Consider the following 14,800-nt stretch of genomic DNA (forward strand, 5'->3'; position numbering starts at 1 on the left):
TTTGAATGCCTGCTGCTAGCCTCCTAATGCCCAGCTTCTTCATATGGCAGAATAAAAAAAAGAAAGCCTCAAGCATACAGGCTTTCCAGACAAGCTAAACCCGCTGCCAGAGCGGGCTTATACGCTTTACGTTTCTATTTCGATTTCAACATATCCAGCAAGCGAACAACTATCGTTGCTCCCTCTGCTCTAGTCAACTCTCCTTTTGGTGCAAATTGAGTATTGGAACGGCCCTTCATCAAGCCGAGCTGAATCGCAGTGTTGATGCTGCTCTTCGCCCAATCCGCAACTGCTCCGCTATCCGCGAATGCATCGGCAACCGCTTGGCTGTCTGCCGATGCCTCTGCTGCTACATTCAATGACTTCCATGCGGCGAAACGGCTTAGCATCACCGCCATTTCTTCACGGGTAATGGCACGATTTGGCCGGAACGTTCCGTCTTCGTAGCCATTCAGCAAGCCCGCTTCGACAGCAGCCTGAATCGATGCTCCTGCCCAGTGTGATTCCGCTACGTCGCTAAAGCTGTGCGCTGACTGAGTGCCAGGCGCATCAGAGACGGAGCTTGCCGGATCAAAGAAAGCTAGTGCAAGCATCGTTACCCATTCTGCTCTCGTTACAGAGCGGTTCGGAGCAAATTTTCCGTCTCCTACACCTTTAACATAACCTTGCTGCGCCAGAGTGGTAATGGCTTGTTCAGCCCAGTGTCCTTTAATGTCGCTCAGCTCGCTTATTTGCACGAATGGCTCTTTTGCTTTCATTAAAGCGTACATGCTGAAATGAGTGGTCTCGAATTTGAAATGACCGGTGGCAGCATCGTAGGTCCCGCCCATGTAATTCCAACGCGCGTTCGACTCATCATAATGGTAGCCTCCAAGCTCGCCCTGCTTCGCTGCTGTTACTGAATCCTGTGAAACTTTAAGCGATAGCGTTACAGGCTCGTCGAATGCGGTCACTCGAACTTGAACCCCAGAAGCATTCGTCACAACGATGCCAAAATCATAAATGCTGCCTGACAAGCTGACCAATGAAGCATTTGCCGCCTGCTTCAACAGCGCTGCTGCACGCTGCTCATTAATCGGGGTCGCAGTCCACTTAATCGTCGATGATGCGCTTTGAGCTGCCAGGATGGAAGCTGGAATAGCTCCTGCCGGCATTTGAATCCTCGCATCTCCCATAACAAATTGAATAGGCTTGGCACTATCCCCGAGCTTCTTCCACTGTTCAACCGAAAGGGTCAAAGCATCCTTCGAGGCGTTTAAAGTAATAGCCTCTTTGCCTGCCGCTGCGCTGATCGCACTCGCAATTTCGGCATCCGTTGCGCGTCCATCTGCTGCTGCTCCCGTACTCCCTGTTCCTGTGCCGCCCGAACTGTCCGAACCGGAATTTCCCGTTCCGCTGCTGCCATTTCCTGTCGACGAGGATGGCGTCGGCTCAGGATCTACAACTGGTGTTGGCGTTGGCTGCTCCGTTGGTGCTGGCGTTGCAACCGGCGTAGGCGTCGGTGTTGGCGTAGAAGGCACTTCTGCAGCCGTTACCTGGAAATTGCCTTGCCCAGCAAGTGTAGTCGTTGGACCTAACGGTCCTGCAGCTAGCGCAAGCTCAGCGCGATAGCTGCCGACTGGCAGATCTACCGCTTCTTTAAAGGACGAATAGTAACCGAATTTCTCCCAATCCGTGACCAGCTTCTCAGAGCCGCCGGACTGCTCGCTGCTGTAAATACGCAGACGAGGATAGATGCTCTTCGCAATCGTTGCATCATCAGCATGGCTTGCTTCCAATTCACCAGCTGAAGGCAGATTCGCTGTGCCTGCCTTCACCTCGCCGCTGGCAAGGCGCGTATAGGCAACGCCGTCCAAGCCATCAGCATCTGTGGAAAGGGCACTGACATTGGTCGAATCTGTCACCAAAATCGCTTCAATGACATTTCCATAGCTGTCTACTACGGACGTATCGCCTTCAAGCGTTTGAGCACTTCCAGCCGTAAACTGTGTTTCATGGAGTGCCAGACTTGGGCTGAACGTGCCGCCCATATGCCAGATCGTATTTTGCCCGGCTTCAAACGTCTGCTCGCGATGCTCCAGCATGTAATTCCATGCATAGGATGGCGTCTCCATGTCTCCAAGAACGAGATTGGCTTCCAAATGGTAATCTACGCCCGCAGGCACATAGAAAATTTGTCCCGCCCGATACGTTTCATACATCGTATTGCTATACGTGCTGAACGGATAAAGAGCTACACCCCGGAAATCGTTATAGCCTTCTTTATCAGCAACTGTCTCTATGCGCGACATCTTGTCCGTATTTGCATCAAAGGCAACGGTCTGCACGCCAGCCACGCCGCCAATCGCTACGGCCTGATCTGTCAGGAAGTAATAGTTGCTCTTGCGTCCTTGCCCATCCGCAGTCGTAATATAATGAGCGTCAAAGCGATAATCTTTAGGCTCTAAATAAATGCGGCCCGTCGTTTCCAGCGGGAAAAGGAAATTCGTTTCTTTGCCGTTTACCGCAGCAGGAACGATAACCTCATGCAGCTTTTTCGTTAAATATTGCAGCGCATTTCCATCTTTATCTTTCGTTGTCAGATCAACGGCTTGAAGGCCCGGATCAACCTGAACTACTCCAGTCGCAGGATCAATCAGATCTGATACTTTAGTAAACTGGCGCATCACATAAACATATTGACCGGCACTGTTCGTATAGCGAATAACGGCCATATTGCCATTTTCCTGCTCGGACAGCTTGATTCCTCCCGTGACGTACAGCTTCTTCGTTGTGCTGTCAGCCCACAGCTGGAAGGATTTAACCCATTCCGCATTGCCATGCTCATCTTTGTCCAAATGATAAATCCATGTAAACGGGCGTATAGCTTGTCCCTTCTCATCCTTGAATGACAACTCGACGCCTTGATTGTCGATGATGTGATTTTCCATGGTGGAGGAAAGCTCCCGGCCAGCCAGCGGGTTGTTTTGCAAAGACAAGGTAACATAATAAGTGCCCGGCGTTACCTTGGAGGCGTTGATGGCCCAAAGGCCGCTCCAATAGAACAAACGGAATGCTGGACGAGGCGATAGCGCTCCCGTATTGTAAGGCACATAGTTGCCTGCTTCGTTCACGACTTTATACACCGGGTACAAATCGCCGAAATAGTAGCTTTGCGTCTCCCACTTGCCGGATTCATCTGCAGTTACCGTGCCCAGATCATCGCCAGCAACCGATTTTTTGAACAGCTCCGTGCTATGAACGACTGAGCCTCGGTACATGCCGACCAGTTGATTGTCGAAGTTATCCAGAAACTCATGTTTGGTGTAGACGACCTTGCCACGCTTCTCAAAATAATAGGGCAGCTGCGGCTCATAAATTTCGCCGATTTTATCAAAGTAGTTTTTCAAGGAATCAAGGTCCGGCTCAAACTTCGCCAAACGAAGCCCACCGCCTGCGTTAATCGTTGTTTGGCCGCCTGCTGTCACCTTCGCTCTATTCTGGTTAGAGCCCAGCACATACACCCAGTTTTGGCCGCCGCTCGGGTCTTTGATTTCAAGATCAACCCAATAGCGGTAGTCGCCTGCGGTTACATACACTTTTTCACCGGAAATGACTTCCTGCTGGTCGCTTCCTGTGCTGTTAAGCGTCGTGCTTACGCCAAGCGCCTCATCTGTCTGCTCGTTATAAAGATAAATAACGCCGCCGGCAATTTGCTCATCCGCACCGATTGCAACCTCGCCGGTCTGCTGTCCGTCAAAGCTCATATCCGTTGTAGCTGTTGTTACTTGGTTATGCCACTTGGACAGGAAATAAGTGCCGTCCTGCTCCTTGCCATACGAGAACAGATTATACACGCCTTTATCCATATAAATCGTCGGCTCTGTCGTAATTGAAATATCGTTAAGCGCCGTTGTTGTCCCGTAGGATACTCCGTTGTTGTCTAGCAAGGTCGCATAATAGTTCGACGCCTTGGCTGGAGCGCCGCTGCGCGTCGTCGTCTGGAAATGCACGCCTGCTGTTCCTTCTCCATCTAGTTCAAACACACCGGGTCCTTGTACGATTCGTTGATAGAAAAAGGACGTATTGCCTTGCGGATTATCCGCTTGGTCAAAGCTGCCCTGCACCAATACAGACAGCTTCTTGAGATCCACAGCGAGCGCACCCGGTATGCGGACGACACCTTCTACATCCGTATAGCCGTTCCATACCATTTCGTAGCTGTAAGCCGGCTGTCCAGTTGGAACTACAGCTGCTGCGGCCTCTTCAGCAGCAGCCGTTGCTGCCACTTGCTTGGACACCATGACAAGCGCTCCCGGAGCGACGTTGCCGTCAGGGTCCTTCACCTTGAGAACAAGCCCTGTTTCCGGGTTGTTCCACAGCTTCACCCGCAGCTCTGTTTGGAAAGCTGGCGCACTGCCTTTATAGGCAACGGCAAGCAGCGAACGGTTTCCATCTGCTGCCCCGCTGCTGTCCCACTTCGCTGTATACAGCGATTGACCGGCCGTACCAACCGCTTCAGCAATCTGATTAGCTGGAGCAATCTCGTCCAAATAGAAGCGCACGGCGGTTACTTCATTCGCGTCCTGATTCACCATCGCTTCCAGCGTAGCGGTCCCCGTTACATCAGCGCCGCTTGCTGGACGGATAATCTGAATAGGCGCTACGGTACCAGCATCCAGAACCGCTGCTGCATTCACCAGACCATGGCCAAAATAAGGGTCGACTCCCGCCGTGCCCAAATCCTGCGCCGTATCCATCAGCGCACTGCGAATTTCCCCTGGCAAGGCGGAAGGGTGATCCGCTTTGTAAATTGCCGCTACAGCAGCTGCATAGGGGGAAGAGAAAGAGGTTCCGTTAACGGAGCTATATCTGTCGTCTACATTGCCTTGTCCGCTCAGAGCAGCTACCAAAATATCTTCACCAGGCGCAACGACCGCCAAGCTGCTGCCGTAATTGGAGAACGAGGAGCGCAGCTTCGTTTTCCCAATAGAGCCTACCGCCAGTACGCCTGGCGCTGCTGCCGGATAGGTGCTGTTCACATTCGTGCCTTCGTTGCCTGCTGCTGCAACGACAAGCACATTTTTGCTTTGTGCATAGCTTACAGCATCCACAATAGCTTTACTGTATTCGCCGCCCAGGCTGAGGTTTATAATATCAACCCCTTGGTCAGCCGCATAAGTAATCCCTTTCGCCACATTGAGCGTCGTGCCCCAGCCCTTGTTGTTCATTACTTTAACCGGAAGGACGGATACATTCAGCGGTCCTACTGCCCCTGCAATCCCGATCGTATTATTGTAGACAGAAGCAATAACGCTGGCGACCGCCGTACCATGGCCTTGATCATCCTTGCTGCCCCAATCGGACTCATACGACGTGCCATCAGCACGGGCATCTGCCATATTGACGCCAGGAAGCAGACGTCCTTGCAAATCAGGATGGGTCGCATCAATGCCCGTATCCACTACGGCAACAACGACGCTGTTCGTATTGTTCTGCAGACGCTCCCATGCTTGCGGCGCAGCAATCGCATTTAATGCCCATTGGCTCGTGTAATAAGGATCGCTTGGAGCAGCTACAGCAAAAATTCCGCTCGTCTCCGCATCAAAAACCTCATAAATGCGGTTCGGCTCTGCGAACTCGACACCCGGCAAGCTTTCCAGCTCACTCACCACTTCATCCGCATCCCGCTGCGGGTCAACCGTAACAAGGCTGACGAGTGCTTCGGGATCGCTCTGCACTTCTTCAATACCCGCAATGCCATAAGTCGGGGTCTGCGCAGCAGGCGCAGAGGAGGATTCGTATTTGACGATATATTCACCAGCAATGACGCCCGCATCCTGTGATGCGCCGCTATCCTCCGTGGAGGCCGCATAGGCTGGAACAGCTGAAGTAAGCAAAATAAGAACGGCTAACCATAAAGCTAAGCTTGATTTCCATTTTCGAGATAATCCATACATGTGAAACAAAACTCCTTCTCCGATAAAATAATTGGATGACGCTAAAAACACAAAAAACCTTCCGCCGCATGGCAAGAAGGCCTACTAAAAACAGTCTCCCCCCTCCATCGTCAATCACAGTGAAAGAGGGTTTTACTCACAAAAACCACCTCTATAGCTTATTGCGTTATAATATTTCCGCCTGAGCTTGCGGCTGGTAATCAACAGTGTAGCGATACTGTTTACCGCAGGAGACAATAATCTCTTTTTGCCCCCGCTTAAGCAGCCTCATCTCGATTTTGATCTCCCCAAAACCATCATGCTCAAACACGGATTGATAGAGCTCTTGAATTTTGCCCAGCACTTGTTCGTGAGCATTCATCCCCGACTTCACCGCTTTCTACTACACATTCTCTCATTCTACTGCCCCATCAAAATCAGAGCTAATAGAACAACTAGATGAAGTATATTGAAAATGATTATTAATGTCAATTAGAAAAATCAATATTAGCAGCTGTTATGCTCAAAAGCTTGCAAACGCAGCATAATTTCAGGAACTTGTTTCAGTTTCCGCCTAAAAAAGAAAATACCCACAGTCGGAGCACCTGTTGCTTGGTGTCCCAACTATGGGTATGCTACAGCTCAATGGATTAGAGCTGCTATTATTTTTTGGCTGCTAGAAAAGCATCGATCTGGCTTTGCACTTCTGCGAGAATTTTATCAATGCCGGCCGCTTTCACCTGCTTGTTCAAATCCTCAAGGCCTTTATCTACATCCTTGATCGCGCCGTATTCCAGCGGAATTGCAAAGCGGAGCATCACATTGCCGACGTTAGCCACTTCCGTCTTCACCTTGCTGTTGTCAAAAACGAACGTTTCCAGTGGGTAGTGGTAAACCTTTCCTTCCCAATCGTTCGTGAGCGCGGTTGCTTCCTCTGGGAAGGATGCGTTGTCACGATTGAGCGGCGAGTTGAAGCCCCAGCTGGAGAAGCCTGTGAAGTTTACGCTTTTATCGGTCGAGTCGTATTTATCGTCGCCAACTGCTGTGAAATGTACGCCTGGGATACCGTATTGCACCAAGTCATGAAGCTCTCTGTCATTTTGCATCAAGTCGACGAACATCAGCGAACGCTCCGGATTTTTGGACGTTGCATGGATAGAAACGCCGTTTTGCGTCGATACGGCATTCGATTTTTTCGTATTCGGCGTAATGTCAGCAAGGGCAAGCTCGTAAGGAGATTTATCCATGCGCATCGTTGCGATGAGTGAGCCGAGTGTTCCCAAGTTATGCGTAATGGACGCTGTTTTGCCTTCCTTGAAATCCTGCTGATGGTCATTTTTATTATTCAATACGTTTTTCGACCAGGCATTATTGTCGGCAAGATCTTTGTAATAATAGAGCAAATCCTTGAATTCCTGTGTTTCATAGACGTTAAACACTTTGCCCGCTTCATCCGTCAGCTTAAAGCCGATTGGCAGGTCAAAATCTAGCATGTTCCAGTCATTTTTCTGCTTGAGCAGGATACGGTCTAAGTTATGCAGCTTCCAGTCGCCTGTTTCAGGAGTGAATGGCGTAATGCCCTTCTCATTTTGAGCGACCGCTTTCAAATAGTTAGCATAAGCTTCCGGGCTGTCGATAGCAGGAAGATTGTATTTTTTGCGCAGGTCCTCCCGGTACAAAATCAGCTTCTCTACCGACTCGCCTCTGTTTTGCGGAACCATGTACAGCTTGCCGTTTACTTTCGCCTGATCCCAGCCTACTTTGTCCATCGCTTTCCATGTTTGCGGCATATATTTGGACAGCATATCATCGGTTAGCTCCAAGAAGCCGCCTTTAAGCGCCTGATCGTTATAGCCCGCCCAGTTCGCGGAATAGATAAGGTCGAAATCTTCATTCGCCGCCAGCTTCAGCGGATATTTTTGCGCCCAATCGGACCAATCCAAAAACTCGGCATCGACGGTTGCATTGATTTTTTCCTTGAGCTTTTTGTTGATTTCCGCAAATACGCTATCATAATCAACCGGCTTTGGTCCAACGAACACCATTTTCAGCTTGACCTCTTTGGAAATATCTAAGCCGTCCTTTGTCTCTGCCGGCTGCGTGGCAGCATTGGTGCCTGTTGCTGGCGCTGTGCTCGCTTCTGTTCCTGTATTGCCACCGTTGCCGCATGCACCAAGAACCATGGCCAAAGTTAAGGCTACCGCCGGTATAACGATTGTTTTCTTCTTTTGCATATTGAATTTCCCCCTTTAAGGTAACTGTCCATCTATTGATCTATCATGATAAACCAAGTTTCCTTGGGATTATCCTTTCACGGCGCCAATCGTCAAGCCTTTTACAAAATACTTTTGGATGAAGGGATAGGCAAGCAGGATCGGGCCGCTCGCTACTACCGTCATCGCCATCTTGAGACCCTCTGTCGGCAGGCTTGTCGTCACGACAGCGCCCGAGCCCATCATCGCCTTGCGCATGCCATCCATATTGCCGAGCATTTTGTACAAATAATATTGCAGCGGCATCAGCTTGTCGTCGGCAACGAACAGCAGGGCGTTATACCAATCGTTCCAATACCCAAGGGCAAGGAAGAGGCCGATTGTGGCAAGAGCCGGCTTGGACAGCGGAAGAATAAGCTTCATGAAAATCAGGAAATCGCCAGCGCCATCGATTTTGGCAGATTCAACAATCGCTTCTGGAATATTGCTCATAAACGATTTCATGACGATAATATAAAACACGTTCAGCAGCAGCGGCACAATGAGCGCCAGCGCCGTATCCTTCATATGGAGATAGTTGACGATGAGCAGGTACCAAGGCACAAGCCCGCCGCTGAACAGCGTCGTAAAGAAAAAGAAGAAGGAAAAAAAATTGCGCCACTTGAAATCTTTGCGAGACAGGCAATAGGCGGTCATAGCCGTCAGGAACAGGCCGATCGCGGTACCGATAACGGTAACGGAGATGGTTACCCCATACGCCCGAATCATTTGTTCAGGATATTTGAACAGGATTTTATAAGGCTCCACAGAAAAGGCCGTCGGGAAAAATTGATAACCCTCACGCACAATGGTGCTTTCCTCGGTAAACGAAGAGGATACGATCAAAATAAAGGGCAATATGCACAGAACCGACAGTATGGTTAAGGAAGCATAGCCGATAATGGCAAGAAGTTGGCGGTCGAGCTGACCGCTTTTCACAGATTTGTTGCTGACGATATTAGCATCAGATACACTCATTTTCATGACCTCCCACTAGAATAAGGCGCGATCTTTGTCATACTTGCGAACGGCATAGTTAAACAGCATAATGGTGGTAAATCCGAGAACCGATTGATAAACCCCAGCTGCGGCCGACATGCCAATATCATTCGAAGTGATGAGCGATCTGAATACGAACGTATCAATAACATCAGTAGACGAGAACAGCACACCATTATTGCCAACCATATTGTAAAACATCCCAAAATCGCCTTTGAAAATATTGCCGACTGCCAGCAGCACCAATATAATGACGGTCGGATATAAATTAGGAATCGTCACCTTGAAGATACGCTGAAAAATATTCGCGCCATCGATTTCGGCTGCCTCATACATTTCGGTATCAATGCTCGTAATCGCCGCCAAATACATGATCGTACCATAACCGAGCGTTTTCCATGCCGCTACCAGTACGAGAATAACCGGCCAATAGGCGGGCGTATTGTAAATATCAATCGGCTCCATACCGATATTCCTCAGCAGGGAATTAACCGTGCCGATGTCAAAGCTGAGCAGGTTGTAGGCAATCGCCCCAACGACGACCCAGGAAATAAAATAAGGCAGAAACAAAATCGACTGGGCGATTTTGCGGAACCATTTGCCCCCAACCTCGAACAGCAAAATCGCTGTGAAAATTTGCAGCACATTGTTGACCACAATAAAAGCGATATTATAGAGCGCCGTATTTCTGGTTATGCGCCACGCATCCCCCGACTCAAAGAAAAATCGAAAGTTGTCCAGCCCATTCCACGCGCTGCCAAAGATCCCGCCAGCATAATCATAATGCTTGAAAGCAATAATAATGCCCGCCATCGGTATATAAGCAAATAGCAGAAAAAACAAAACGGCTGGCAGCAGCATGAGCAAAATAGCCCGATATTTGATAACATCCTGTATAAATCCGTATCGCTTCATCTGTGCTCCCCTCTCCTCTCTTGTCTGCTTTCATTATAAGAAATGCGGACCGTCCGCATAATTAAGGGGAACAACTAAAACTTATACTAATTCAACGATTGGAATGGTTATCATTTAAAAATAACCCGGAATCCGTCGGACCCCGGGCCATTACCATGAAATGAAAACAGAAATACGATTAAATATTATGCTTTTTCCGATATTCTCCCGGCGACATGCCAACCTGCTGCTTGAATTGACGATTAAAATAAATAATATTTTTATAGCCAGCCAGCTCGGCAATTTCGTAAATTTTCTTGGTCGGGTCCTCCAGAAGCTTGCACACATGCTTCATCCGCAGCTCGCTTAGAAAATCGCTGAACAGCGTATTCGTCTCGGCTTTGAACAGCTGGCCCAAATAGTTCGGCGTAAAGTCAAAGTGGGCCGCAACCTCATTAAGCGTAATTTTCTGATCAAGCCGCTGCTCGACATATAGCGCGATTTCTTCAATCAGCTTCCGCTTTTGCCGCTGCTTCTTCAAATACAGCAGCTCGGACAGCTCGAAAAACCGCCTTCTCAGCCAGGAGAGAATGTCATGCACCGTCTCGAATTGGAACAAAACAAACGGCTGATGGGAGTCCCATTTTAAAATTTCATATAAATGCTCGTTCATTTGCTGGAGATCGGCATGCAGCTTGGACGTAATGCGAATGATGAGGTCGTAGATGTCGTTTTTCCCGGTTAACGGCTGGTCGCCGCTGAACAGCTCCCGCAAGCAATCATCAACCGTCGTCAGGTCATATTCCAGCATCGCGCGCAGCATGCGGTCGACCGTCTCTTCGAGGCTGTAGGCCATCGCTTCTTTGGGCGACCAAGCCGCTGCATCGTGAATAAGCCTGTTTTTCCCGACGATCCATTTGATGCTGAGCGCTGCCTGTGCCTGCTGATAGGCGTCATGCAGCTTGGCAATAACCGTTGTATGCATGCCAGCGCCAATCGTAATCGAATAAGGAAAAGCTTCATTAAACGCTTGCACCAGCTTCTCAAGCAGCGCTTTGCATTCCGCCTCCTGCACCGTCGCCAGCAGCACAAAATGATAGTCATAGCTGGTCAGCACCATTCCAACTTGATGGCGATCTACGAAGGAACGAATAAACAATGCCATTTCCGCTGTTAAGGAACGGCGCTCGCCAGCTGCCATTTTGCCCAGCTTCCACTCCATATCGTCGATTTCAATAATGGCAACGGCTGCTCCGCCCTGCAGCAGCGGCAAGAGGAAGCTGTGAAGATGCTGCTCCACCCGCCCCGATGTCGGCTCGTTAAACCAGCGCAGCAGCAGCTCCTGATGCACAAGCGTCAGCGTCTCGGTCAGCGACTGGTTTTGCATCCGCTCCTGCTCGATTTTGTTGCACAGCTCCAGCAGCATATCATGAAGCTCATTGTCGTCAACCGGCTTAAGCAAATATCCAGAGGCATTCAGCTGGATCGCTTCCTTCGCATAGCTGAAGTCCTGATGGCCGCTTATAAAAACAAGATGAGCCTGCGGATTAATCGCCTTCGCCCTGCGCGCAAACTCCATCCCCGACATAATCGGCATGCGAATATCCGAGAGAATCAGGTCGATGCGCTTCTGCTCCATCATTTCCAGCGCCTCAAACCCGCTAGTGGCCACGGACACATCCTGCAAATGCAGGCGCTCATTGCCGACTACCCTTCGGCGGAGCCATTCCAAATCGATCGCCTCATCATCCACCAACAATATACTAATGTCCATCCCCGCACTCTCCCCTCTAAGCTGCCTATGGCCGAAGCCCTTCTGCATCCTCCCGCATCTCGGCGTTTTCGACCGGAAGAATAATTTGCACCGTTGTGCCTGCGCCATAATGGCTGCCAATTCGAATGCCAAAATCTGTGCCGTAGCGCAGCTTGATCCGCTCTTCGACGTTTTTCAGCCCATATTTATCCGATTGGCCTTCTTCCGCGCTATCCGTCGGGCCCGCATGAGCCGGCATAAGCAAAGCCGTATTCGAGAGCATTTTCCTCAGCGTATCCGGGCGCATTCCGATGCCGGTATCAATAATTTTCAGCTCAATGCGGTCGCCCAGCCGCCTGCCCGTTATGCGAATCGCTATCGTTTTGCCAAACCAGGCGTGCTTAAATATATTTTCGACAAATGGCTGTAAAATAAGCTTAATAATCGGCGTTTGCAAAATATCCGGCTCAACATCGTAATAAACCTCGAACGTGTCCGCATATTTGACCCGCTGAATGTCCAAATACGTCTTAACCTGCTCAAGCTCCTTCTCCAGCGTAATGTACACATTGCCGCCATTCAGCGTTAAACGGTAAAACTTCGACAGCCCCTGAACCATCGCGGTTACCTTGTCCGTCTCGCCCAAATTAGCCAAGCTGCCAATCGTCGAGAGCGTGTTATACAAAAAATGAGGGCTGATCTGCGCTTGCAGCACGTCCAGCTCCGCCTGTTTTTTCTGAATGCCCTGCACGTAAACGTTTTTAATCAGCTCTTGAATGCTGGTCGCCATCTGGTTGAAGGAATTGGCGATGTGGACAAACTCGTCATTGCCGGTAAAACCGATCCGCTTATGAAAGTTCCCCTCCTGGAAGGAGCGGACCAAGGTGACGATTCGCTTCATCTTCTTGCCGGAAAGCCGAGCGACGATGTAGCCAATAAACACCATGACCAGAAAGCTGATCAAGCACACGGCGAAAATAACCTTTTGCATACGGCTGGCGTCCTTGTTTAAATACGCATGCGGCACAATCGTTTCAATGATGAACGGGGTTCCGGGTATTTCCTCTTTTACACTAAGGTAAGAGGCCGAATTAGACTGGTCGCCTGTTATGCCGCGCGTATACATGACCTCGCCCGATTGGGTGTTTAGAAAACGCATGCTGATGCCCTCGTCGATCGGAAACGTATCGAAATTGCCAAGCAATTCATCGAACCGGGCTGTCACGCGCACATAACCGATAATAGATGCCATCCCGCTGGAGGATACCAGCTTGCGAAAATGCGATATATTGTCCAGCTTGCGGTCGGAATCCAGCTGCATCCAAAGATTATCCTGATTCGACGCCTGGAGGGACTTGAACCAATCGGTATTCTCGATCTGATGCACCGAAAGCACGTAATAGTCTCTGCGCTGAATGGGCTTGTCCATATCATCGCCCGGCACCTCATACATTTTCTCGTCTACGGTGTAGACGGCGAGCCTGATATTGTTCCCATACAGCTGGAGCGGCGCTCTCATCTGCGGTATGATGTCGTCCTTCATTTTCAGCATAATTTCCAGCGGTTCTCCCGTGTTTTGCAGGGCGTTCTGAAACGTTAGGCTGCTGAAAAGCGTGCTCGAAATGCGCTCTATTTCATCCATTTGATATTCAATATTGTTGCGCGTCTGCTCCATCGCGGTGCGAATATTCGTCTCCGCCATCTCCGTCCGCGATTGGATGAGCATCGTATACGATATATAGCCGACCAGCACATCCGTCAGCAGCACAAGCGCCATATAGGGAATCATCATTTTATACGTAAATGGTATATACAGCTTGCTCAGCTGGAAGCTCTTCATCTGTCTTCTCCTTTCGTATCATGCAGCACTTATGTGCATCATTCTACAATATGGGAGGGGATTTTGATATGGCAATAAAATCACTATTTTCTGCACTTATTTAAGCTTTACATTATAGCGAACTACACTAAAACACTAAAAACATCAACAGGCCAAAAGAACCGAAAAATTCCCAAATTTAATATTTAAATAATAATAATGCCAAATTATTCACACATTTGATATTGAATATATTTTCTATAAAGTTTAAAATTATTTTACAACTAGTAAAATCATAAAAAATAAAATAAAAAACGTAAGGAATTTTTTGATTTATGAAAAGAAAGGGATTTTTCGGTATTATGCGGGGTTACTTTGTGTGTATCATTAATCGGATCTATATTTCCTAATCATGCTATTGCATCAGTCACAACACAAGAAAAAGGATTCATTTTTCCAAATACAGTAAAGCTAGGTGGTATCGCGAAACAACAAACGTCCGTAGCCTCTTACCATATTTATAAATCCGATACCACATTAGGCGCTGGAACAGTCACACCATGGGGAGCAAAAAATATTTATGAAGTCGATTTCGCGGATTATATAAAGGGGGATAAATTAGGTAACTATAGCACATATTAAATAATTCAAATGAGGAAACATCAACTGCGTTATTAGTCGGTGTTTCCTTTTGAGGAGAAATAACAATGATAGAAATTACTGATTTAACAAAAAGATATGGTAAACATATTGTGTTTAAAGATTTGAACATTACCTTTCCTAAAAACAAATTCACTCTCATAACTGGACCCAATGGTTCTGGGAAAACAACGTTATTAAAATGTCTTCTCGGTCTAGAAAGATATACGGGAATCATTAAATTTTCCAATAGATGCATCTATGATATTTTAGATGATGTCCAAGTTGTTTATGATAATTGTCCACTTTATGCTAATTTGTCCGGCTATCAAAATATCAATTTACTAGGTAATAACATCCTAGATCAAGTTGAAGAACTTCTGCCAAATATACGAATCCCTCTTGCAAATCAGTGATATCTTGAAAAATTCAGATCAACTAATGACAATTATAGCTATCGGTTATTCTCTTGAGTTTTATTCTCCACTAGTAAATCATCTTGTAATCATTAAAAATAACACGGTTG

General features: G+C 48.3%; 8 protein-coding genes. 1 reads left to right on the forward strand and 7 read right to left on the reverse strand.

What is annotated here, in order from left to right; all coding sequences use genetic code 11:
- Positions 1-134: 134 nt before the first annotated feature.
- From BBD42_RS02620 to BBD42_RS02650, 7 genes are all read right to left on the reverse strand, one after another.
- Positions 135-5,939: a S8 family serine peptidase gene (locus tag BBD42_RS02620; RefSeq protein WP_099516869.1), complete on the reverse strand. Its 5,805-nt coding sequence runs from the start codon at positions 5,937-5,939 to the stop codon at positions 135-137.
- A gap of 166 nt (positions 5,940-6,105) precedes the next feature.
- Positions 6,106-6,300, reverse strand: coding sequence for a hypothetical protein (locus BBD42_RS02625; protein ID WP_099516870.1), 195 nt, complete (start codon positions 6,298-6,300; stop codon positions 6,106-6,108).
- A gap of 280 nt (positions 6,301-6,580) precedes the next feature.
- A complete protein-coding gene (locus tag BBD42_RS02630; protein WP_099516871.1) occupies positions 6,581-8,152 on the reverse strand; it encodes an ABC transporter substrate-binding protein in 1,572 nt (523 codons plus the stop codon).
- Between the two features lie 69 nt (positions 8,153-8,221).
- On the reverse strand, positions 8,222-9,148 hold the full coding sequence (locus BBD42_RS02635) for a carbohydrate ABC transporter permease (protein WP_237163342.1): 927 nt from the start codon (positions 9,146-9,148) through the stop codon (positions 8,222-8,224).
- A gap of 15 nt (positions 9,149-9,163) precedes the next feature.
- Positions 9,164-10,084 (reverse strand): ABC transporter permease, encoded by a 921-nt coding sequence (locus tag BBD42_RS02640; RefSeq protein ID WP_099516873.1) that lies wholly within the window; start codon positions 10,082-10,084, stop codon positions 9,164-9,166.
- Positions 10,085-10,262: 178 nt separating this feature from the next.
- Positions 10,263-11,837, reverse strand: a complete 1,575-nt coding sequence (locus BBD42_RS02645; protein WP_099516874.1) for a response regulator — start codon at positions 11,835-11,837, stop codon at positions 10,263-10,265.
- Positions 11,838-11,862: 25 nt separating this feature from the next.
- Entirely contained in the window at positions 11,863-13,656 is a 1,794-nt protein-coding gene (locus tag BBD42_RS02650) for a sensor histidine kinase (RefSeq protein WP_099516875.1), read from the reverse strand.
- A 686-nt stretch (positions 13,657-14,342) separates the two neighbouring features.
- Here BBD42_RS02650 and BBD42_RS32650 point away from each other — a divergent pair.
- Entirely contained in the window at positions 14,343-14,690 is a 348-nt protein-coding gene (locus BBD42_RS32650; RefSeq protein ID WP_099516876.1) for an ATP-binding cassette domain-containing protein, read from the forward strand.
- Positions 14,691-14,800: the final 110 nt, after the last annotated feature.

Origin of the sequence: Paenibacillus sp. BIHB 4019 (genome assembly GCF_002741035.1) — a bacterium.
Taxonomy (GTDB): domain Bacteria; phylum Bacillota; class Bacilli; order Paenibacillales; family Paenibacillaceae; genus Pristimantibacillus.

Excerpts from the sequence above, each read along its gene's own strand:
- BBD42_RS02620 (WP_099516869.1), bottom strand. The coding sequence starts at position 5,939 with ATGTATGGATTATCTCGAAAATGGAAATCAAGCTTAGCTTTATGGTTA.
- BBD42_RS02625 (WP_099516870.1), bottom strand. The coding sequence starts at position 6,300 with ATGAATGCTCACGAACAAGTGCTGGGCAAAATTCAAGAGCTCTATCAA.
- BBD42_RS02630 (WP_099516871.1), bottom strand. The coding sequence starts at position 8,152 with ATGCAAAAGAAGAAAACAATCGTTATACCGGCGGTAGCCTTAACTTTG.
- BBD42_RS02635 (WP_237163342.1), bottom strand. The coding sequence starts at position 9,148 with ATGAGTGTATCTGATGCTAATATCGTCAGCAACAAATCTGTGAAAAGC.
- BBD42_RS02640 (WP_099516873.1), bottom strand. The coding sequence starts at position 10,084 with ATGAAGCGATACGGATTTATACAGGATGTTATCAAATATCGGGCTATT.
- BBD42_RS02645 (WP_099516874.1), bottom strand. The coding sequence starts at position 11,837 with ATGGACATTAGTATATTGTTGGTGGATGATGAGGCGATCGATTTGGAA.
- BBD42_RS02650 (WP_099516875.1), bottom strand. The coding sequence starts at position 13,656 with ATGAAGAGCTTCCAGCTGAGCAAGCTGTATATACCATTTACGTATAAA.
- BBD42_RS32650 (WP_099516876.1), top strand. The coding sequence starts at position 14,343 with ATGATAGAAATTACTGATTTAACAAAAAGATATGGTAAACATATTGTG.